Below are 22,817 nucleotides of genomic sequence, written 5' to 3'. Positions count from 1 at the left end.
AAATTTTATTGATTTAGTGAATTTAATATTTCTCTTAGATACCTTATTTGAGAAGCATTATTACTATTACTTATGTAATCTCTTATGTTGCCGACATGCCTATTATATCTCTTAACTCCTTTAGGGTCTTTTGGGCCACCAAGACCCCAGGCATAATTGTATGCCTGAACCTCAAGTATATCGTCAACAATTGTAAATTTAACAAAAGGCTTTTTAATATTAAATAAACTTTTTAGCTCATCAACATAACCTGATCTATACTGAAATGCATGTAATGATTCATGGAATAATGTATCAACCAAATCTACCCAGCCCTGAAATGCAGAATCTGGATTAATATTTATATAATGATGAGGATGGCGATATAAATTACCTTCAGTGTCACTTACATAAATATCATCCTTTGTTAGTTCACCATGAAACTCATACATATGCTTTAATTCAGGGATTTTATTAATCAAATCATTAATTGTGTTTTTATTAAAACTTATTGGTCCTCTATAAGTGTGACTATACCCTGCTTTTTTCACCATCCTTTCAATTTCTGTCAGTTCTTTTACAACACCTAAGTCTCCATTATTGGCTCCACCAGCATTAAAGGATTCTACTGACGTAACCATAGAAGTTCCTGCAAGTGGGTCGCTAGATAAACCTTGATAGTTGCTATATTCTACAGGAGGCTTGCTACGTTTCTTAAACCACCCTTTAATCCACCTTCCGGGTTGAAGCTTACCTATACCTTTAAAGAATTTTTGTATAGGTCTAAAGATATTTTTAGTTGTCCACTTATCTATACCACTCCAATTATTAGCAATCCATGCCCCCGCACTTGCTATAAGGGCACCTAGACCTACTTGTTCTCCTCCAGATAAACCACCTGTTTCTGTATCATTATATGTTTCGCCACTAGGGTCAACATACTTTAATGGGTTATTAAGTACATAACCATAGCGATTATAGTTTTGAGTATTAAACGGGTTTTGTATAAAATTATCAGGAGATAAGAAACGCTTAAGGTTAGGGTCATATAAACGCCCATTCATATGAATAAGGTTAACTCCTTGCAGATGTTCATGCCCAGTATAACCTCGATCTAAAAAGGTTAATTTATCTAATGTATTACCGCTACCATCTTCAATTTTTACGGTTTTACCCCAGGCATCAAAATGACGTTTTTCTTTTGCGTTACCATTACCGTCAGTAATTAACAATATACTGCCTAAATAATCTCGATGTAAATAGTAATAATCGCTCTCATTTATTGAAGATGTTGACTCAGACCTCCAAATAGCAGGAGCACTATAAGCATCTCCACCTATATAAGTTACAAATAAGGTTTTATCTTCATCTTCGTCATAACTTATCTCCATGCTACTATCATGGGAGTAGTGCTTGCGATTATTACGATCTAGTATATTAGTTTCTTCATCACCATAAAACATATGAGAGCGTCCCATAAAAGCATTATACTGAAAGCCTATTTTTTCTTTACCAATTTCACTAAGTTCAAAAGGTTTTTTAAAAGCATTGTATTTAACCTGCTCCAGTCGGTTCTGCTGATAATATATATCTCCCTGATTGTTGAGATCTATATTAGCTACCTGATAAGATGTACCTGAATAATTGTAATCACCAACGGTATTGTTAAAAGTAATTCTTCCATAATCATCATAGGTCATATGGTTATCCCCATTATTATCATCAAAACTTATGAGTCTGTCTAAATTGTCATACTCAAAGGTTTCAGACCAAGAGAACATACTATTAGATCTACTGTTTAATGTACCTCTTTCTGCATCGAAATCTGTATCTAATTGCATTAAAATCTGAGAAGACGTTCCTGTGTTTTTAGCGATAAGGGTATTGGTTAGATAGCCATACGAATCGTATGATCTGCTATTTATTACATTATTTCCAATTGAAGCAGAAGTAAGCTGACCACGACTATTAACACCTGTGGCATTCCAAATATTATTATTGGTGTTAAAATCTTTTATAGTTTTTAACACCCCATTTTGGTATACATTCTTTACCTTTTTAGTACTTGTTTTACCATTTGATAATAATTTGCCATAATACTCTTCAGTATCTACTCTGCCAAAGTCATCATAGGTTAATTGCTTAGTAAATTCAGCGTAAGAGTTAGATTCTGTAAAACTGGTCAATCTAATATAACTATCATAAGCATAGGTATATGTGCTATTGTTACCATCTGCACTAGAAAGTGAAATAGCGTCTATATACTTATGTGTTGGGTTGTAAGAATAATTAATAGTGGTATTTGGCGTATTATCCCCAGAAATACTTTTGCTTATTAACCTGCCTGTGGTAGAATACACATAATCTGTTGAACCTTTTGGAGTTGTCTCGTTAAGTAATTCACCAAACCCGTTATACTCATATTCATAGCTTCCGGCAGAAGGGTCTATTAACTTTGTTTTACGACCCCAACCATCTTGTTCTGTAGAAATGACTACTCCATTATAATTAGATGTTTTTAAATTTCCGTTACCATAATACGTGTAATTAATTGTTCCGCCAGGATCAGTAACTGATGCTATGTTTCCAAATTGATTCCTTACCGATGTTACTGTTTTAACACTGTCATCTACTGTTGTCGTTAAGTTGTTATAACTAATATTTATAACCCGTCCTGTGTACAATGTTTGAGATATTGGCCTACTATAACCATCATAGGTAACTTCGTTCCACTGTGATGGAGAATTTCCAGAATAGGGTTCACTTTCTTTAATTAAACGATTTAGAGCATCGTATTCATACTTCTTATTTATCCAAGCACCAAGAACATTTTTTTCTTTGATCACAGAAACCCTTTGTAATTGGTCATATTCTATAACCATTTCGCTACCGTCATCAGCAGAGTTAGTTACAGTGTAAGCATTATTAACTTCAGTATAATCTGTAGTGTTTACCTTGCCTAAGTAATCTGTTGTTTTAACCATTATGTTCCAGGGATCATATTCATAAGTAGTTTCTTGATTAAAAGGACTTATTTCTTTAGTTAAATTCCCAGTATTGACATCATATTGATACGTTGTTTCTAAATCTTCTACATTGGTTGATTTAACAATAAAACGACGAGAAGGGTCATATTCAAATTCTATTTCACGTGGTGATTCACCATTAGGAGTGGTAGTTTCTCTAATGATATTACCTGCCCCATCATACTGATAAGTAACCACATTAAACGGTGTCCCGTTCCCCTTAATCTTTCTTTCGGCCAACAGATACCCTGCATAAATGAATTGCTGTTCGGTTGAAAACGTTTCACTACCTATAGTTGTGGTAATAGTAGTATTAATAGGTCTACCTACATGATAAAGAAAACTCGTATTATTCGAATAGGTTATATTTTGAGTTTTACTCCCACCCATATAGGTAGCAGAAATCGTTGTTGGGTTATTATATATATCATATTGGTATGTAGTATTTGTGTAAGTACCTTGCAAATCATTTTGATTAAAACTAGAGTCCATCCAAAGTTTAAATACCTTATTGCTCGATAAGGATGAGGAATATTGATTTGTTGTTTTACTAATATAATTTGATGTTGGTGTGTAAAAGGAGAAGTAATTTCGCATGGAATAATTTTCAACCATAGCACCTCTTAGATTGGAATCATACTTTGAAACTGTAAAAATTCTATCAGAGTTCCCTGTGTGCCAATTACTTTGTGCAATGGCGCTAAACCCTAAAAAACCTAGACCTTCTGCATTATAAACACCTCCTTTGTAAGCAAAGACTCTTTTTGAAAGTACAGTACCCGAATCTAAATAACCAAAGCGTCTAAAGGCCGAAACAACTTTTGTACTAGGTGCAATCTTTAAATCTATATAAGGGTAGACCTGATCGTGCTCTTCTTGGTATACCTGAGTATAAAATTCACTATTATATTGTGAAGGATCTAGGTTATTATAATCAATCTCATATTTTACACCGTTGTTTGTTATCGATTTTAGTAGTACGTCTTCCCTATGGTCATGTGTAAATGAAAAATTTGTAACCCATTTATTACTTATAGAAGCAAAATCCAAGTTTTTGTTAGGCTGACTTGAGGTTAAAAAAACGGGGATTGGAAAATGCTTTAGGTTTCCTGTTTTAGAAGCAGTACCACCATAATCAAAACGAATACGTGTCACTAAACTCGAATTATTAATACGAAGGTTATTATAGATCTTTATGGTTTGCGTACCATCTGGTGTAGGAATCCAAGGAAAAGGAGAGTCATTATAGGTAACCGTATTATATTCAATAATATCGGTTTTACCATCACCATTTACATCAAGAGGCACTAAATTATACCCAGACAATACACCGTTATTACCATTCCAATTGGTTTGTCTATATGTAAATGGCTGAGAATAAGATCCTTTAACAAATCTTGTTCCGGTAGAAATATACATGTTAAACAAACTGCTATTATTAGCTTCAGGATCCATTAAATCCGTTTTACCATCACCATTAAAATCCCCCATCATAGGTGGAGCTGTTGTTGTAATATCTGAATCCGTTAATTGCCAAAGTAGACTTAAATTGTTGTTGCTATCTAATGTGTAAACATATAGCTTTCCATTAATAATATGTAGCAAATCTGTTTTGCCATCGCCATTAAAGTCTCCAGTTCGTAGAACATAATTTCCGCTTAAATGCAATTGAAGGTGCCCTGCATGACTAGAGAACCCAGACGAAATATCTCTTCTTAGATTTATTAAATATGCGCTCTTATAATTAGATGTGTAAGAATAGCATGAATAAGGACAATTGTTATTTACAGGTGTGAGATTTTTGTTATAAGTTTCTACATCAAAAGGTTTGCTTATTTCTAAGCTCTCATCGACTGTAATTTTACGATTTTTATTGTGGTTTTTGTCAATATCTTTCGTTTCTTCTAATTGTCCTGAACTTCTTTGGAATACGTTAAGGCAAGGGTCATCAACAGAAATAAGTTGATCATCAGGACAAGGATCTGGGTCGTCGCAATCTCCATGATAATAACAACTTCTACTTGTATATGGTTTTCCTATAGCTAATACATCGGTTAAACCATCCCCATCAAAATCACCAGATAAATATTCCATTGGTATACTCCGCTGCGTAGAACTGGTTGGAGAAGATGCATAACTGTAGGTTGGTCCATTCCATATTTTTGTATAATCATAACCTAATGGTATGCCTCCTGCTGAAGGTGGTGCTTTAGAGTACACCTTAAATCTTACCTGATTACCAGATTTTTGAACAACAGTTAGCCCTTGTCCAGATAGTACTTTATTTTGATAGTTTAATTGTCTGGTTGGAAAAATTGCTTCAAAAGTGCCTGTATTAACTTCATAAGGATAATTATAACCACCACTTTGAATATCGGAAAACATCCAAAATTTATTCTTTGGACTTTTAGGGTAAGCTATAAAATCCATTTTACCATTACCTGTCATATCTAATGGAACAACTTCAGCATTTCTTTGTTCAATATTATTTAATCCTAAATCTGTTGTTAAACCATTGTAACTTATTGAAGAATCGGAGTCTGGATAAGAAAAAATAATTGAAGAGTGAAATTCACTATTATCACCGCTAGCTTCAGTTACGCGCGATAATCTTTCGTATTCTAATGTTGTTCTATCCGAACTGTCGTGAGATAAGCCATATCTTCTATATCTAACACCATTACTATAAGACTCTACACTTTTAAGAATACGAGATCTAACAATAGAAATGTCATTAACATAAGATTGCTCTAGTCTATTTCTGGTGCCATAGTTAAACTGGATTTCATTTATTGGGGTAGCAGTTCCTAAGCTACCGTATTTTATTTTGTATATAGCTTTGCTATCACCGCCAATATACTCGTAACTTATTCTAATCCCATGAGGATTTTGCCAATAAGAAATAGAATAACTTAGGCGAGATGTTGAATTTGAATTGTTACCATAATAAGCCGTTGAACCATCAGGGTATTTTACTGTAAAATATGAAGGCCCATAAGAAGACCCATATGACGAAGTTCCATGAGATGTAATTTTTAGATTAGAATATCTTTCTGTTTCATATTGGGCGCCATCAGCACCATAAGTTCCACTTTTTAAAACTAAACGCTCGCCATCTAAGGCAAATCTATCTAGATTATCAAAATCTACAGCATCCATTTCATCATCATGAAATTTAGAAGAAGGTATTCTGGTAATAGACGAAACCCCTCTTAAATTCCAGCCATAACCCGCTAAACCGTTACCTGCTTGACTATTGTATCCTAATGAAATCTCTGGAACTATGCCGTTTATTCCCGGAGGAACTTCAAAAGGTATTTCGTAATTAGCGCCACCAGTTAATGATACCGATAAATTACCTGGTGTTTCCCCTATACCTGAGTTGGAGTTTCTACTTTCTATTGCGGCTTCAGTCTTTGGTTTTTGACTTGCTTTGCCTCCTTTAATTGATAGTGTTCCATCTTCTTTATTGGTAACATCTAATCTTTTATATGTGAATGTATCTTCTTCAATTACTGTTTGATCTTGCTGTGCATTTGCTTTATTAACAAGAATAAAAAGACTTATTGATAGTATGTATAAAAATTTTTTCATTGGTGGCTGACTTTAATTTTTGATGATTTGTTTTGTAATGCTTGTACCGTTGCTTAAATGGATATGTACCAAATACATACCACTAGCTAGATTAGTAAAGTCAATGTCTTGTTTATTTTTAGTATTGCCTGGTACTTTTTTTACTAGTATTCCTACATTATTATACACATTAATAGTATTGGATATTTTTACATCCGAATTAGAATTTAAGGTTACAGACACCAAGCCATTTGTTGGATTAGGGTAAAGTGTTAATTGTGCATTTAGATCTAAGTCTTCATCTCCTTTTGTGATGTCCTCTTCAGCTACTGCAACTTCTTCTTTTTGAGGGGCAGCTCTCCCTGCCGGAGGATTAGGTACAGAGCATCCGGGTACTGAACAGTAAAAGCGTTGTTTTTGGTTTCCTGCATTATCAAAAGCAAACAAAAGTTTTGAATTTGGATTAATGCTTAATAATTGATCTAAAGAATATTCACTTCCGTCAACGATCTCAATTCTTGGAGCGTACATATATTGTCTATCGGAAGTCGTTAAGCTATTCCATAATGTGGGTCTGTTTTGAAGTATGGTTGCTGAATTTTTAAACTTATGGTCTCGCATTGATACTACAGCTTCTCCTGTTACTCCATCATATATTTTACCTAGATCAATGGTTGAATTATCTGAACTTGCATGCACATAACCGACTAACAAATACCACTTATTAAGTTCTGGAAGGTCGCCATACCAAAATGGATGCCATGATACAACATCTCCATTTAAATACGTTGTGTGATGAGCACCCCCAGAGTATGTGTTTGGTTTAAATTGTGTAACACCATCATTAGAGTTTTCTTTCTTTATCCAGATGGACAAACGGTACATTTTATTATGGTCTATATTTACTGCAGGAGATGTAAAACCTCCGCTGGTTTGACCGCCACTATTAGGTGAAGCCTGCCATACCATTACTTCATCCCCAACATGATTATGTTTATATACCCTTGTGTTTTCTTCTGTAAGCCCATATTGAGAGTATCCAGAAATTGAACCACTCCCTATAGTCCATGAGGATGTGTCCAGTAGGTTTTGAGAAACAAGATTGTTTGCACCTAATAATGCTAAGGTGCATAAGAGGTAGCACCTAAATAATAGTTTTAAGTTCATAGTTAATTGTTAAATTGATTAATATAGTTAACCCTTTGGGGGAAATTTCAATTTAGTTGTCGTCAAACAAGAATTAATTAACTATGTGTTCAATTAAGGATTTTGAACAGTATAAATGTAAGATTTTTTTTAATAATAAAAAGTGAAAATTTGAATTTAATGATTATTTAATATAAAATCACTAAAACAGACGCTTAAATATGTGTCTGTTTTGTTTTTTAAATTTCTGATTATCAAAAAGTAATAGCTACTAATTTACAAAAGTACATTTAGAACATTATTAATTTAGTCATGGTATAGTTGGCAAAATATTCTTAATTTGAGCTTCAACTGACCAAACACCTCTTTAATCCTTTTATTCACAATAGCTTAAGCCACTTAAAGACCTATGATTTCTTCGTTTAAGTATTGATTCTATCGTATAATCATCATTACCAAACCCAGTACCATCACACTCACAAATTTCGTTTATAAGGATTATATTATCATTACCCAAAATAGGATTATCTTAAATAAACCTACAAACTCTACAACTAAATTCTTTTATATTACTCATTTTTATTACGGCTCTTGGCTATATTGTCATTACCACTTTAAAAGAGGCTTTTTTCTTACATTAAAATTTACTAAAAATGCCAATACCTTTATCTGAATTCAATCGGCTCGAAGAAAACGAGAAACACCCAACAACTTAGAATTTAAGGGCTCATATAGATACGGTAATTGAAAACAAATCCGCCTTAAATAGATCAATTTATTTTCAATTACCTATCTTTAAGGTAATCATTCCCTTGAGTTCTAATTGTTTTTTAATCTAAACAATAATGAACAATGAGTATCTTAAATCAATCACAGCGTGAGATCATGCTAAGCTTCGCTTATATGGCTTATATCGGTGAGCAAATTACTACACCTAATCCAGAGCCTACAATTAAGACTAATATCAACAAGGCTATGCCACAGATACCACCAATATCGGGTAAAGGTGGTACAGATTCTTGGGGAATTGTTTGGGGACCTATAACTTACACCGTACCAGGGGCTATGTATCAAGACAATATGATGTATATGGTGCAAAATAATAACGATAAAACCCAATTTACACTTGCCATTAGAGGAACAAATTTTGTATCCCAGTTAAACTGGCTTATGGAAGATTTTGATGTGTTACAACAAATGCCTTGGCCTATAACCGCGAAAATGTTTTATCCAATGGGTGCAATGATATCCGAAGGGGCTAGTATGGGCTTACAAATTTTATTAAACATGAAAGGAGAAGACACTACTGGGGTTAAAATAGGCATTATTGATTGCCTCACTAACTATACAAAATCAGTTGGAGCAATTAATCTATGTGTTACTGGGCATAGTCTTGGAGGTATGCTTTGCGGTACTTTAGCCCTTTACTTACAGGATACTATAAGCTTATGGGATACTTCTAGTAACTCAAATATAAGCAGCATCAGTTTTGCAGCCCCTAGTGCAGGAAATACTGCTTTTGCAAATCATTCCGACAAAGTATTTTCTAGTTTAACTCCTCCACCTAATTGGGATAAATCCCTGGGAACAAATATGGATCGAGTGGCATGTGATTTGGACGGAGCACCTTATTTCTACACTGCTTCAAATATATATGGTTCTAGTAGTTCTCCACTTTTTAATATATACGACTACCCATCAGGTGGTAAACCTGGGATTGACGGTATGAATTTTACGGATTTAGGCCTGTTTAGTGAGTGGACAGTTGGTTCTCCGCTTATTTTGGGTGCGATTGCCAATCAACTCAAGCCTAAGGATTATCTGCAGATTGAGAATTCCGCAATTCCGATTAAAGGAAAATTCATACCAACTACATCATTAAATCCGCCTTATGATATTGTTGCGAATAAAACAACTAAAACATATCTCGAAGCCTTTGCAGGTGAAATAGCATATCAGCATAGTGATAGCTATCCTACAATACTAGGCGTCACAGAATTATTAAATCCAGCTATTATCATAAAAACTTAATTTATTTATCTGTAATCATTTTCTTATATATAAATATAAGGAGCCGTTTGAAATACCACTATATACAAAACCCTTATTCTATAAGGTTTAAGAAACGTTCGTTATATCAAAGAACAAGAACAGGCTCTTAAAAAAAGAACCTACTTTATTTATAAGTTACTGATTATCAGTAGATAATATTTGCTAATTTGCAAAAGCTCCCGTTTGGAACACTACACTACCAAACATACTATAAATTATTTTACTTAGTAGTATAAAATTCTGTACTTTACCATTATTAATTTGAATGATTATTATGTCAGTTCTAAAGGCAATACTCTTTACTATATTATATAAACTCTACACTATATTACTGAATTACTTACTCTCACCTTCAAGTATTAACCAATTTAGTTTTATCAATAAAAAATATCATTTCCTATTTAATAGTTTATTTAATTTATTAGGAGTAATAGTCTTATTGTTGTTTTTAGATAAAAAAAGTACTATTTATATTAATAAAACATCTTTAAAATATTATTTTCTCGCATTTTTTTTTGGCTTTATATATGTCTATTTTCAAAATGAATTACTGAACATATTTGACTTTACATACTCAAAAAATAGTAATTTACAAGATATTACTCTTATTGAACTCTTTTCTAAAAGGAATATATCAAGTCTAATAGGTATTATTATAATTATACCCATTTCTGAAGAGCTGTTTTTTAGAAAATTTATCCAAAAGAACCTAAAAAATGAATATGGCTCAATGATAGCAATTTTGCTTGCTACGCTTTTATTTTCTCTTGGTCATCTGCCAGATTTATATCAAATTCTATTAGTAGTATTTGGTGGATTAATTTCTGCAATCTTATTTAATCAATCTAAATCAATAGGGCCGTCTTTCATTTTTCACATTACTTGGAACTTATCTGTTTTTATTTTGCCTTAAAATATTTTACTAAATAAAAAACCCTTATTTGTTTAATAAGGGTTTTCTTGATTAAATCTATATTAAAGATTATTTAATTTAAAACATGAATCAATTCATCAAAATATAATTTTCGTGTTCTAGAAATTTTTTCAGATGTACTATCATTAATAAATCGATATTTTTCAAGAACATAACCTTTCATTTTAAATATTCCTTCATCTTCAAATGAAACTTCATATATAACTTCATTATTAACACCTAAAATTTCACCACTATCGGTTTGGACTTCACCTGATTTATTCAGGAACTCAATATCATAAAAAACTATCATTTCATTTTCATAATATTTTGATGTTGGTCTTTCAAAGAAAAATCTAATTTCTTCGTTTGTATTTGTTTTCAGAGGATTGTTACTTATTAACTTAAAGTAGTTGCCCTTGTCTTTAACAGTGTCTCCAGCTTTATCAAAATGCCACTCTTGATTAAAATAGCTTTGACCATCTATCCAAAAATACTCTCTAACCACACTTAAAACATCATCTTTATAAAATTTCCATTTACCATAAGCACTATTTTTGTACATAATGCCCTCTTTATCCTTAGAACCATTTGTATAATCCCATAAATACAGTGAATCCTTGTTATAGATTTTTTTTATCCATTTCACTTTCTCATTAACATCAAAAGAAATTACTGAGTCCTCTTCTTTATCATTATAATATGTTCTAATTTTTAATTTTCCGTTAGAATAATATCCATCAGTATATTTTTCATTACATGAAAAAAAACATATAACAATTGCATTATAAATTAAAAACTTAATAATATTAATTTTCATTCTAATTATTACTTTTAAACTTTTTGACTCGCCTATGTACTGTATTAATTGTATTTGAATTCATAGTATCGACTCTAAAAGAATTAACAGATATATTATTGCTATTGAAATAGGACTCTCTTGCATTGATGGTGCTGTCTAATTGTCTGCCACCTGTAGCATCTTCATAAAATGTTCCTAAGTTGGTATTCCATGTAGGTCTAAATAATGTATCAAGAGACATATTAAGTTCATCACTACTTATAGATGGCATTTCTCCCCCTCTCATTTCTCTTCTTATTTGTTCATCAGGTTTAGTCATTAAACCGACTCGCTGTAATGCCTTTACAATTTTATTAGATTTAGGAGAACCTAAAGCATCCATGGAACCACCTGAACCACTTTGAGAACTATCCATACCCCCCAGCGAATTATTACCGCCTTCCCCCCAAATGGTCATTCCACCTCCAACTGGTAATCTATCAGGATTCCCTGCTAAACTAGGGTCTACTGGAACTGGCCCACTATCGTCATTACCGCCAATTTCTACTGTATTACCAATTTCAACATTAGACATCAGCATGCCATCGGATTCTCTAATATAATTTTTTGCTATTTGACTTTCAACTAATGAATTGGCTTGTTCTGCAGAAATACCATCTGACTCACCATACTGTTGATGTAGTGACCATGCACTATCACCTTCTTGAGCAGTATAAGTAACTTTTCCATCATCACCAACAGAACGTTTCCAATACCTACCATCAGGGTCGATAAATAATACGGGATTATTTGTGGTGTAAATGTAAGGTGAATCATAATAGTAATTCTCAGCTAACGGATCCAAATTCATCCATCGACCTAAACTAGAATCATAATTCCTAGCCCCATAATCATACCAATCTAGTCCTAACTCGTCATTAAGTTCCTTCCCATTATACTTAAACTTGCTCGCCACGGAGTTCACATTAGCGGAGACCACGTCATTATACCCTTTATGTTTTAAGCCAAAAGGATAGTAACTACCCATGATTTTTGAGGCTTTTACACTTTTTTCAAGCAGTAGCCTAACTTCTCAACCACCTATTCCAAAGAACATCTTTAACTGAATAAAAATACAGTTTTGATGTATTTTGACCTAAAGTTTTTGAAAAAAACCAACTCTTATTAAGGCTTTTGCCTTATTGTCTATTTATGGAAATTATTAATCAACACAATTAATAAAATATGTTAAACCTTGTTAATCTTTTGGATTTGTCAATTACATCAATATATTGACTATATGATTTTATATCAAACCATTTCCAAAACAGTTTTCTAGGCCTTTGGTCTATGACTTCTAAATGTGCTCAATCAGAGCTCAAATCCAAATTTAAATATGCTTTCTTCTCTCTGCCATTTTGGTTTGAGGTGTATTTGGCGTAAAAACATTAAAAAATAAAAGATGAATAAAAAAGATTATCTAACAAAAGCAGTTAAGTGGGTTGAAAAAAAATCCACAACATCATTAAAATCGATACTTGATGGATATAAAGACCCTAAGGTATATAGAAGCAAATCAACAAAAGAAACTATTCAAGCTGATTTTTCATTTACCACACATGTGGGATCCAAACATTATACGGATGTTGCACTTAAAAACGAAAACCCTAGAAAACTAGTTATTAAGTGGAAAGTCCTAAGTTTCATGGCTTCAATCAAAAAAGGCAAACTACACTTATTGGCGCCCAAGGGACATAAGGCGTTTACTGAACGACTAGTAGATAGGCACAATATCAATGCCGTGGTTCATTCTATTTAATTAAACTTTTCACTTAACACAGTAAAGTCAATAACCAAATGAGAGTTATAAAAATCAAACGAAAAACAAAAACTGAAAATTATTATAGTAAAAATATGGGAAGACTGACAGCAAAAGTTACTTATGTAAAAAAATACATGTTCGGATTACCTGTAAAGACCCTACATAAATATAGAGAAACCTATTATGGAAAGGTAAAAGATTGTGATGATTGTTTTCTTTATGTATAACTTTTAAGTTATCGAACAGAACGTACTTTTTATTTAATAACTGAGTAATAAACCAAGGAGAAATTTTGAATCGTTAATGCTTTCTTAATAAAAGTTAAATCCTGTTAACCTTTTGGATATCTCAATTATATCTGTATATTGAATATATGACATCGAAACAATCTATATCGAAAAAAGTCTTCTAGGCATCTAAGCCTATAATTATGTCCTACACTCTTCTCGAGTGTCAATCACAATAAAAACAATTATAACATTATCTAGTCTTGTCAGATTAGATCAGCATGTTGTATGAATAATAATCAATTAAAACAAAGACAAATGAATACTAAAGAATTAAAGAAAAATATAAAAACAAAAAAATTAGGATTTACCCTAGAAGAAGGTTCGGAAATTGTAACTGGACTCAAGCACATGTTAGCTAACTATCAGATGTTCTATCACAAATTGAGGAATTTTCACTGGAATATAGAGGGACCAGACTTTTTTGAGCTCCATGAAGAGTTCGAGAAAGAATATAAGACAGTAGCAGAAAGCATAGATATCATCGCTGAGAGAATGCGAATCTTTAATATCAAACCTATGTTATCGCTAAAAGACATATCTAATATTGCCACAATCAAAGATATCGAAAAGCCTTTGACGGCAACAGCCATGGTTAGTGAAGTCTTAAAAGATTATGAAATCTTGCACGATAATCTATTGAATGTTCTAAATATCTCTCTAAATATTGGTGATAATGTCACTGAACAGATGATGACAGACTTCATGAGACGTATTGAGAAAAGAAACTGGATGTTCACCTCATGGTGTAAGTAATAGAAAAACAATAATTAAGTAAAACAATCAAATATTAATTGCTATGAATGAAGAATTAGAAACAACTACAAATTTGGTTACAAATAAGCTAGAATCTTGGTCGGATGCTTTAGTGTCCAACCTTCCCAATATTGGTATTGCCCTGTTGGTAATGGTAGCCAGTTATTTTATGTCCAAGCTTGTCTACAATATTGTCTTAAAACTTATATATAAAAAGATAAACCAAACAGCAGTGACCAAGCTCATTGCCAGAACATCATCAGTGGTTATAGTTATCGCTGGATTATTCCTTGCTTTAAGTGCTCTAAACCTAAGTCAAACTGTAACAGGATTATTAACCGGTGCTGGAATATCGGGTATCGTTATTGGTCTGGCACTTCAAGGAACACTATCTAATACCATTGCAGGTATAGTACTATCCTTTAGAAAGAATATCCGTTATGGAAACTGGATAAAAACTAATGGATACGAAGGTGAGGTTATTGATATTGCACTTAATTATCTAACCTTAAAAGAAGCAGATAATAATCTAGTGGTAATACCCAATAAGACAATTATAGAAAATCCATTCAAGAACTTCTCGTTGACCAAAAAAATGCGTGTATCGATTGAATGTGGTGTGGGCTATAATTCTGATTTAGATAAGGTAAAGCATGTAACTCTAGATGTTATTAACAAACTATATAATCAAGAAAAGATAGACGAAACTGCGGAGTTCTATTATACCCATTATGGAGATAGTAGTATTAATTTCTTGGCAAGATTTTGGGTCTATGGTGAAAATGGATTGGCAAAGCTTAGTGCTAAAAGTGATGTGATTATAGCGCTTAAGAAAGCATTTGATAAAGAAAATATTAATATCCCATTCCCTATAAGAACCCTCAATGTTAATAGTAACACTATGACATCCCTAACAAAAGAACTAGAGGTGTTCAATCAAAATTAAAGAAGATTGAATTACCACCTCGTTTGATTGATTGTTTACTGATTGATAAGCCGTTCAAGTAACGGCTTATCTTTTTAATAGCCAAGAATTAAAAGCTGATATAACCAGAAAATATAGCTATTTCCAATCCACTTTTTATATCTTTATATAATAATTTAAGTGAAATAGTAGAATTACTAAGATCTAGGTTAAGTTATGGATGAGCGTATAGGATTATACGCTTTTTTTATTTAAAATTATGAATATACAAGATATAAATTCAAAGAAGAAACTTGACGCTATAGCCAATAACTGGTACAACAGAATTCTTACATTATCCTTAATTATGAATAATCAGGAATTGGATTCAGGTTATAGAATGAGAGCCAATAGGCTTTGGAAAGAAATGATTTTTAGAATGGATTTTGTATCAAAAAGATATAATAAATTAGGTTTTAATTTACCAACTAAATTTGAGAAGAAAAATCTAATTGCATTATCCTCAAAATTTCGAGAGTTGTAACTATCATCGATTTTTCGAAAGCCCATTTGAAACATCACAGTATATAAAATTCTTATTTTATCAGCTCTGAGAGATTTTATGTTTTGTTTGTACATCAGTGAACAAAGAAAAACAGTGTTCAATATATTTATTAACTACTGTTTTTCAATTATTTAAAATCATGTTTTAATCCCTGACTTTTTCTACTACATTACCTCTTTTATTCTAGTTTTCGTATTTCAATTTTTTAACTGTTTTAATATGGGCTTTAGCTTTTCCATTTTTAGAATTTAGCTTTAATGACTTTTTATGGATTTTTATTCCTTTTAATTCTTAACCATCATTAATACTTATTAACTAATGTATCATTACTATATTTACCTAAGTATCTTGTCTATGATTTTTGACCATACTTCAAAGCCGTTTGCGTTATAGCCTTTTTCTCCATATTTTACAATACCATTTTGATCAATTATATATAAAGTAGGGTACATAGCAACATCATATATATTAGCTATATGGTAATCTTGATCAGAAATCAATTTATAAGTATACCCGTTTTTTACCATGAAGTCTTTCGCTTTTTTCTTGGTATCTTTTACAGCAATTCCAATAACTTTTATGTCTTCTCCATACTTTTCATGAATTTGTTGAATATTAGGCATGGATTTAATACAAGGCGGACACCAAGTACCCCAAAAATCAAGAATAACAACATTACCTTTTAAATCCGATAATTGTTTTACAATACCGTTTTCTTTAAATGTAAAATTTGGAGCAACATTTTCTTTAGCTATTAAATTTTCCTTTTCTACATCTTCATTAGTTAAAATTTGTTGATGAGAATAATTTGTTTTTGATAAAGTAAAGTCTGATGGTTTTTGTTTATAGTTTTTTTCCAGAATAGTTATTTCAAACTTTCGGTTACCTTGTATATAAGCGGTAGGTAAATATGTTTTTTTATTAAAATACCAATATGTAATACTTTCTCTTAGTTTATTACTGCCCGGGGATATTGGAAATGAGTTAGTAGCTTTAATAGTATAAGAATCAACCCCATTGATTATTTTATCATCTATTCTCTCAAGATTTCGTTTAAGTAGAAAATTAAAACCATCAGGATTGATAAAACCTTTGAGAATTAACATATACAAATCCAGATTTAGTTTTCTCATTGTGGTTGGTCCATTTGGATTTCTAAGAATAGTTAATTCTGAATCTTTGATTAATTCTAGATTTTGACCATCATATGCAACTTCAATTTCACTTTCATATTTTCCACTTATTTGAACATTCATATTGAACCGATACCCACTGAATATGGGATGCTTAATAGCTAAGTCTTTACTAAGGATAATTGTTGAGTTGAATGTTATAGTATCTTTATTATCAAAAATATAAGACTTTACATAGTATTTAATAGATTGTGATTCTTTTGATACTTGTGATGATTTTTCAATTATTTGATTAGCATCTAAATTTTGAGCATGAGTTGTTTTACTGTTTATACAAAAAAACATACAAAGCATAATGAAAGTTATTTGTCTCATGTTTTGTTAAGTGTTTAAATGGTGACTTATATTTTAAGGTCAAAATAGTTCAGAATAGATAGTGATTAGTATTCAATTTGAACTATTAAAAAATTAACCTAAAACATATAGCTTGATTAGTTTTCTAATTAAAGCTTTTAAATTATTTTTAATATTCTCTAGACCAATTCCTCCACTTTCGTAGTAAGTTATGATTCTATTAGAATTAACAATTATGTACAAAAGGATAGATAACCTAATTATCTTAATACCTTCATACTCATTGAAATCTCATAAAATAGACAGTTATGAATTACCGGAAAAAGTTCATATGTTATTATTTGTTTCAACGGAATAATTCAAGGTTTGAGACAGGTAATTAGTTTTAACAGCCATTTTATTCTTATATTTTCTTGAGACAACAAAGTTGCTAGGCAAAAAACGAAGAAAAAACGAAATATGGTTATTATAAAAAACATCTCTTTTCTTAATTCTATAGATTCAAAATTTGGGTAGATAGAATTAAAGAATTTTGATACGTTATAGAAAACATATTTGCCAATAGTTAAAATCATATAATTCTCTAATTATTCAATCCTGTAATTTGCTTAATTTTCTTATTGTCAAGATTTATAGTGTGCAAGCAGAATTGACCAGAAATGCTAGAAGAAAAAGTTATTTCCTTGCCACTTGGGCTTATTGTTGGCATTAAATCGTCAGCTTTATCAGATGTTACTTGTTGAAGATGGGTTCCATCTAACTTAACTGTGTAGATGTTGGAAGTTTCATTTTCCTTATATTCAAATGCTATAAATGTATTGTCAAATGAAAAAGAGATATTACTTCCTACTTTATCAGTTAATTTCTTAGGTTCACCGTTATTTTTAACAACCCACAGACCCTTTTTATTCTCATCATTAACTGCCAAAACTGTAAACTCCCCATCTCTACTTGATTTCAAAAAATAATCTTTAAATTGTTTATACTCGATTAGTTTATTATCGTGTTCTGTTTTTCTATAAAACTTGAATCCATCTTTACCTTTATTAGCCCATTCAATCCCATTTTTATTCCAGGAAATAACAAACTGAGTACCTTCCATTTTTTCAATGAATTTTACTTCATCCTTGTTTAAGTTATGTATAGCCAATCTTAATTTTCCCATATTTTCACCTGTAGAATAGGTAATGAAATCATCGTTCTCAGACCATCTGGGTTCGATTGCCCAATTTCCATCGGTTTTTGTTAATTGTTTAACTTGTTTACCATCTTTATTGATAATAAATATTTCTGGTTCTTTTTCAATTCTGTATGAATAAAACAAGATTTGATTGCCATCATTTGAATATTGTGGTGAAAAATCACTTTGGGCTATCAAAAGATTAGCGATGAGTGATAAAATGATTGTTGATACTCTTTTCATAATTTTAAAGATTTATTTAGTTGTATTTTTTGTGCGATCTTAGAATGTGATTTCAGATTGTGAAATACTTTAGAGACTTTATTCGAAACTTTTATTTCTTAATAACTAAGTAACCCTTTCTATAAGTCAATTATTAATGGATTCCCCAACAATCTAATTTACACTTGTCGAAGGTTAAATTCTGTTAATATGACTAGGTATGTAGTAAAATAACCTGTTTATTTACCAAGTTTACATTAGGAGTATGAAAGTTTCGAATAAAGTATCTAAAAATTTTAATTCAGGATAATTGCTAAATTAAGTTCTAAAATTAGATAAAAGCATGTAATGATTCTGATAACGAAATTTGCTATTTAGGTTGGTTTAAAACCATAATTTAGACAGGTTTAGCACTATATTATTTCTCGTTTTTTACAGAAAGGTTTTGTCGCATCTGTTGTTTTACCTCTAAATTGTATTAATTTTAAAAACAATTTAGTGTTGATTATCAAAACTTTGTGATCTTCTAATAACCTGTTCTTGACTAGAAAGATGATCTTTTTTACAAATGCTGCAGAACCTTTACTATTGTTTGTGTTTAAGAATTACAGTATCAACTATTACGTACTATTACCCAAATTTTTACTCTCTACTATTTTTTTTGAAATTACTGTTAGCATATCTGGAGAAATAGGCTTTAAAATATAATCTTTAACAATACTATATTTTTTTGCTTTTTCGATATCCTGCGGATCAATGGATGAGCTCACAACAAATATGGTAATAGGTTTTTTTGTTTTAACCTTTATAAATTCATCAAGGAACTGCCATCCATCCATGATAGGCATGTTGATATCTAATAAAATAACATCAGGAATATTTTTCTCTTGCTTTAAAATAGGTTTTAAGTTTTCTAGGGCTTCTTTACCGTTTTTGTAAACCATAAAAGCATTTGAAAAATCAGCCATCTCCATTATTTTACGTGTGCCGTAAACGAAAATAGGATCATCATCAATGATACAGGTGATATCAATTTGTTTCATGTTTCAAATGTATTAAAAATGAAGTCCCAACGTCTACTTTACTTTTGATAGTTATTTTCCCACCCATGGCTTTTATTTGATTTTTCGTAAGAAATAGTCCCAATCCTCTGGCTTCTTCATGGTCATGAAATGTCTTATACATTCCAAAAAGCTTTTTTCCATGTAAGCATAAATCAACACCCAGCCCATTATCTTTAAATTCAATGATAGCTTTATTTTTCTTCAACTTTGCACTAATAGAGATTTCTAACGGACGATCAGGAGATTTATACTTTATAGCATTGGTTAGTAAATTAAGTATGATGCTTTCCAAATAGGCGGCAACAACTAGAACATTGAGATTTTTATCAATATTTATTCTTGTAATGGCTTGATTTGTAGTTATTAAAGCATTAATGTTAGTTATTACTTTTTCAACCATAGAGCGTAAGTTTACAGCCTCAAAGTCTTCTTCCTTAGTTTTGTTTACAACAATAACTTTATTTAAATTTTCAATGGTTTCACCTAAATTTTCAATAGCATCTTTCATTAAGGAGAACTCTTGATTTTGAGTAGTCTCAGGTGTATCTATTTCTATAATATTAGACAACATTTTTAAATTGCTGTAATGTGATCTCATATTATGTGATACTATGTGGGTGAAATTTAAAAGCCTCTTATTTTGATCTTCAGAGGTTTTTAAAAGTTGTTTTAATTTTTCAGTGGCATCTTTTTGGGAAGTTATATCTTGTATTTGAGCAACAAAGTGAAGCGGTTCATTTATGTTATTCCTGACCAGAGATAAAGACAATAACGCCCAAATGGTTTGACCAAATTTATTCAAATAACGTGTCTCAGTTTGATAATTACTAATTCTGTTTTCAACTATATTTCTCATGGCATTTATAAGGGAATCCTTATCTTCAGGATAAGAAATATCTTGAAGTGTTAAGGTTTTCATCTCTTCGAATGAGTATCCAAGTGTTTTACGCAAACTGGTGTTTATATTAATCCAAGTTCCTGTTAAATCCAGTAAACCCATACCAACAAGCGCAAATTCAAAAGTTTTTCTAAATTGCTCTTCACTGGAAGATACTTTTTTAGCTGTCCTTGTTTTTTCGTCAATATCTTGAAAAGCCCCGTATACTTTATGTACAACACCATTTTTAAGAATAGGCATACCAATAGCCCTAACCCATTTTTCTTGACCTTTAGCAGTAACAATCTGTAATTCCAAATCAAAATTTTCAGCATGCTTGACACATCTATCAAAGACAGTCTTTATTTTATTCCTGCTAAAGCCTTCTTTGTAAAAAGATATACCTGTTTCTACAGTTGGTTGAAAATCATTTGGAACCTGATGAATATGTTTAGTAACATCACTCCAATAAGTAAGCATCGTATCTAGATCAACTTGCCAAGTACCAATGGTTGCTGCTTCTTGAATAAAATTCAAAAGAGATGTTTCATCTTTGGTAGAGGCTATAGAAAACACATTTTTTTTTGACATAGTCCAAGTAGGTTAGCTAAATTTGATTACTTGTAGTATTTCACATGTTAATAATATAATAAATATCGCCAAAATACACATAATATCGACGAAAAGCAAATTATCTTAGCGGTTTGGAATGTTTAGGAAATGAATAAAGGTTTTAATTATATGTTTTTCCATAGTGAGCAATAGTAAATAACTTTTATCATATTGGATAAGGTATAAAACAGTTAATCTCAATTAAAATAATAGGTATACCATTGCTCTGGATTAAACTGAGCCACTTTTGCTTAGCTAAACTAGATATAGCTTGCTGACGCAATGTAAGTTACTAAAACAGATATCTAACATACGGTAAGTAATTACATTAACCCAATTCAACTTTTATAGTTAAAGTATAAATTCTGCACCTAACTCCACCTTTCTTCCATCAACTTACATTTATCACTAGCAACATAAGAAATATAAAGTTAACTCAATTAACAGTAAAAAATAAGTCATTGAGTTGGTTTTTTTAATGGACAAAAATTAGTTTTTACCCACTTATTAAAATTTTCAATTAATCCTGTTCGTCAATAATAAGAGTAAGTCTCGCTATTACTTATAGCATTAGGCAGATATATCAATGAACAAAGAAAAACAGCAATCAATACTTCTATTAATTACTGTTTTTCTCAATTACTTAAATTTTAATGTAAACCATACCCCAATTCGGGACACTATTTCTATTGTTATTCTTTTGGTACTTCGAAAGATGAGAGAGGTTTTCCTAAAATTTTTTCTACTCTTACTATTAGGTCTTTATGCTCTTCTCTAATTTCTTCTACTTCATCATCACCAACCCTAAATATGAGATGAGCGTGCGGTCCACTATTGTTTATAAATGGTTGATAGCCATGCCAATCAAAATTAGGTAATCCTAAATCATCATGCACATAATTGGGCGCATAAATCATGTAATGAGGATAATATATAGCTGGCTTACCTAAAGGGGATCTTGGTACCATATTAACAGGTGAAAGCATGTAAGAAATGCCTAATTGTGTCGGTGCACTAAAGGTCCCGTCTTTATAACCTTTTGAAACTCTTTTCTTGATTTCATTAGGGTCTAAACCTTTAATAATCCATTTGCCTATTTGCAATATTCGTTTTACTTGATGTAGTTGACCAATTGAATCATAAGCAACTGGTACAAAAGCATTATCCATTCCAGGAATTCTCTGAACCATAGTTGTAAAACCATTCTCACTTTCTTTAATTAATTCATAACCCTTATCTTCATTGAAAATATAAATACCCGCATTCTCTCTTAAATGCTCTGGTAAAGCACTTAAGGCGATATCCCTTTCCAAATCTTCAGGAAATTTGATGGTTTTTAGGTTTTTTGTTTGAGCACAAGCGTTAGTGATGACAAATGATAGTAAAACTATAAAATATTTCATTGCTTTTTGTTTTTATATCAAACAACTCAAGTATTATTTTGGGGACAAAATTTTTGATCTAAAAAGGCCTAACTCACTCTTTGTTAATTTTTTTTGCTTTATTAAACTTTTAACTCTGATATCAGCAAAGTTATATCACGTTTGTTATATGTTACCAAGCTTGCTCAT

16 protein-coding genes are annotated in these 22,817 nt (G+C 31.4%); 7 read left to right on the top strand and 9 right to left on the bottom strand.

Features of this window, described 5'->3' with window-relative positions:
* Positions 1 to 5 precede the first annotated feature (5 nt).
* Positions 6 to 6,599, bottom strand: a complete 6,594-nt coding sequence (locus tag Q0912_RS03485; RefSeq protein ID WP_299112096.1) for an RHS repeat-associated core domain-containing protein — start codon at positions 6,597 to 6,599, stop codon at positions 6 to 8.
* Between the two features lie 12 nt (positions 6,600 to 6,611).
* Positions 6,612 to 7,745, bottom strand: a complete 1,134-nt coding sequence (locus Q0912_RS03480) for a T9SS type A sorting domain-containing protein (RefSeq protein WP_299112093.1) — start codon at positions 7,743 to 7,745, stop codon at positions 6,612 to 6,614.
* An 831-nt stretch (positions 7,746 to 8,576) separates the two neighbouring features.
* Here Q0912_RS03480 and Q0912_RS03475 point away from each other — a divergent pair.
* A complete protein-coding gene (locus tag Q0912_RS03475) occupies positions 8,577 to 9,755 on the top strand; it encodes a hypothetical protein (protein WP_299112091.1) in 1,179 nt (392 codons plus the stop codon).
* A 463-nt stretch (positions 9,756 to 10,218) separates the two neighbouring features.
* Entirely contained in the window at positions 10,219 to 10,689 is a 471-nt protein-coding gene (locus Q0912_RS03470; RefSeq protein ID WP_299112089.1) for a CPBP family intramembrane glutamic endopeptidase, read from the top strand.
* Between the two features lie 73 nt (positions 10,690 to 10,762).
* Here Q0912_RS03470 and Q0912_RS03465 read toward each other — a convergent pair whose 3' ends face one another.
* Together Q0912_RS03465 and Q0912_RS03460 are read right to left on the bottom strand one after the other, a co-directional pair.
* A complete protein-coding gene (locus tag Q0912_RS03465) occupies positions 10,763 to 11,509 on the bottom strand; it encodes a hypothetical protein (protein ID WP_299112087.1) in 747 nt (248 codons plus the stop codon).
* A gap of 1 nt (position 11,510) precedes the next feature.
* Positions 11,511 to 12,518, bottom strand: a complete 1,008-nt coding sequence (locus Q0912_RS03460) for an RHS repeat-associated core domain-containing protein (protein ID WP_299112085.1) — start codon at positions 12,516 to 12,518, stop codon at positions 11,511 to 11,513.
* A 414-nt stretch (positions 12,519 to 12,932) separates the two neighbouring features.
* On the opposite strand from Q0912_RS03460, the gene Q0912_RS03455 reads away from it, so the two are divergent.
* The 5 genes from Q0912_RS03455 to Q0912_RS03435 all read left to right on the top strand — a co-directional run bounded on the left by Q0912_RS03455 (position 12,933) and on the right by Q0912_RS03435 (position 15,783).
* Entirely contained in the window at positions 12,933 to 13,289 is a 357-nt protein-coding gene (locus Q0912_RS03455; protein ID WP_299112083.1) for a hypothetical protein, read from the top strand.
* Between the two features lie 95 nt (positions 13,290 to 13,384).
* The gene (locus Q0912_RS03450) at positions 13,385 to 13,519 is read left to right on the top strand and encodes a hypothetical protein (RefSeq protein ID WP_366125118.1); all 135 of its coding nucleotides are present in this window, start codon (positions 13,385 to 13,387) and stop codon (positions 13,517 to 13,519) included.
* A 318-nt stretch (positions 13,520 to 13,837) separates the two neighbouring features.
* Entirely contained in the window at positions 13,838 to 14,335 is a 498-nt protein-coding gene (locus tag Q0912_RS03445) for a DNA starvation/stationary phase protection protein (protein ID WP_299112079.1), read from the top strand.
* Between the two features lie 43 nt (positions 14,336 to 14,378).
* Positions 14,379 to 15,281 (top strand): mechanosensitive ion channel family protein, encoded by a 903-nt coding sequence (locus tag Q0912_RS03440; RefSeq protein ID WP_299112077.1) that lies wholly within the window; start codon positions 14,379 to 14,381, stop codon positions 15,279 to 15,281.
* A 238-nt stretch (positions 15,282 to 15,519) separates the two neighbouring features.
* Entirely contained in the window at positions 15,520 to 15,783 is a 264-nt protein-coding gene (locus tag Q0912_RS03435; RefSeq protein WP_299112076.1) for a hypothetical protein, read from the top strand.
* Positions 15,784 to 16,139: 356 nt separating this feature from the next.
* On the opposite strand, the gene Q0912_RS03430 is transcribed toward Q0912_RS03435, so the two are convergent.
* The 5 genes from Q0912_RS03430 to Q0912_RS03410 form a co-directional block, all read right to left on the bottom strand.
* Positions 16,140 to 17,312: a TlpA disulfide reductase family protein gene (locus Q0912_RS03430; protein ID WP_299112074.1), complete on the bottom strand. Its 1,173-nt coding sequence runs from the start codon at positions 17,310 to 17,312 to the stop codon at positions 16,140 to 16,142.
* Between the two features lie 562 nt (positions 17,313 to 17,874).
* Entirely contained in the window at positions 17,875 to 18,714 is an 840-nt protein-coding gene (locus Q0912_RS03425; RefSeq protein WP_299112071.1) for a hypothetical protein, read from the bottom strand.
* A gap of 599 nt (positions 18,715 to 19,313) precedes the next feature.
* On the bottom strand, positions 19,314 to 19,736 hold the full coding sequence (locus tag Q0912_RS03420; RefSeq protein WP_299112070.1) for a response regulator: 423 nt from the start codon (positions 19,734 to 19,736) through the stop codon (positions 19,314 to 19,316).
* Complete coding sequence (locus Q0912_RS03415; protein ID WP_299112067.1) at positions 19,723 to 21,225, bottom strand: sensor histidine kinase; 1,503 nt, start codon at positions 21,223 to 21,225, stop codon at positions 19,723 to 19,725. The genes Q0912_RS03420 and Q0912_RS03415 overlap by 14 nt, the downstream gene beginning before the upstream one ends.
* A 713-nt stretch (positions 21,226 to 21,938) precedes the next feature.
* Positions 21,939 to 22,649 carry a hypothetical protein gene (locus Q0912_RS03410; RefSeq protein WP_299112065.1) on the bottom strand — a complete coding sequence of 237 codons (711 nt, stop codon included), beginning with the start codon at positions 22,647 to 22,649 and terminating at the stop codon, positions 21,939 to 21,941.
* Positions 22,650 to 22,817: the final 168 nt, after the last annotated feature.

It is taken from the genome of uncultured Winogradskyella sp. (assembly GCF_947498345.1).
Taxonomy (GTDB): Bacteria; Bacteroidota; Bacteroidia; order Flavobacteriales; family Flavobacteriaceae; genus Winogradskyella.
The sequence above is the reverse complement of the archived record's forward strand: the minus strand, read 5'-3'. Positions and strand labels throughout refer to the sequence as shown.

Coding starts and splice junctions, on each gene's coding strand:
- Q0912_RS03485 (WP_299112096.1), bottom strand. CDS start 6,599: ATGAAAAAATTTTTATACATACTATCAATAAGTCTTTTTATTCTTGTT.
- Q0912_RS03480 (WP_299112093.1), bottom strand. CDS start 7,745: ATGAACTTAAAACTATTATTTAGGTGCTACCTCTTATGCACCTTAGCA.
- Q0912_RS03475 (WP_299112091.1), top strand. CDS start 8,577: ATGAGTATCTTAAATCAATCACAGCGTGAGATCATGCTAAGCTTCGCT.
- Q0912_RS03465 (WP_299112087.1), bottom strand. CDS start 11,509: ATGAAAATTAATATTATTAAGTTTTTAATTTATAATGCAATTGTTATA.
- Q0912_RS03460 (WP_299112085.1), bottom strand. CDS start 12,518: ATGGGTAGTTACTATCCTTTTGGCTTAAAACATAAAGGGTATAATGAC.
- Q0912_RS03455 (WP_299112083.1), top strand. CDS start 12,933: ATGAATAAAAAAGATTATCTAACAAAAGCAGTTAAGTGGGTTGAAAAA.
- Q0912_RS03450 (WP_366125118.1), top strand. CDS start 13,385: ATGGGAAGACTGACAGCAAAAGTTACTTATGTAAAAAAATACATGTTC.
- Q0912_RS03445 (WP_299112079.1), top strand. CDS start 13,838: ATGAATACTAAAGAATTAAAGAAAAATATAAAAACAAAAAAATTAGGA.
- Q0912_RS03440 (WP_299112077.1), top strand. CDS start 14,379: ATGAATGAAGAATTAGAAACAACTACAAATTTGGTTACAAATAAGCTA.
- Q0912_RS03435 (WP_299112076.1), top strand. CDS start 15,520: ATGAATATACAAGATATAAATTCAAAGAAGAAACTTGACGCTATAGCC.
- Q0912_RS03430 (WP_299112074.1), bottom strand. CDS start 17,312: ATGAGACAAATAACTTTCATTATGCTTTGTATGTTTTTTTGTATAAAC.
- Q0912_RS03425 (WP_299112071.1), bottom strand. CDS start 18,714: ATGAAAAGAGTATCAACAATCATTTTATCACTCATCGCTAATCTTTTG.
- Q0912_RS03420 (WP_299112070.1), bottom strand. CDS start 19,736: ATGAAACAAATTGATATCACCTGTATCATTGATGATGATCCTATTTTC.
- Q0912_RS03415 (WP_299112067.1), bottom strand. CDS start 21,225: ATGTCAAAAAAAAATGTGTTTTCTATAGCCTCTACCAAAGATGAAACA.
- Q0912_RS03410 (WP_299112065.1), bottom strand. CDS start 22,649: ATGAAATATTTTATAGTTTTACTATCATTTGTCATCACTAACGCTTGT.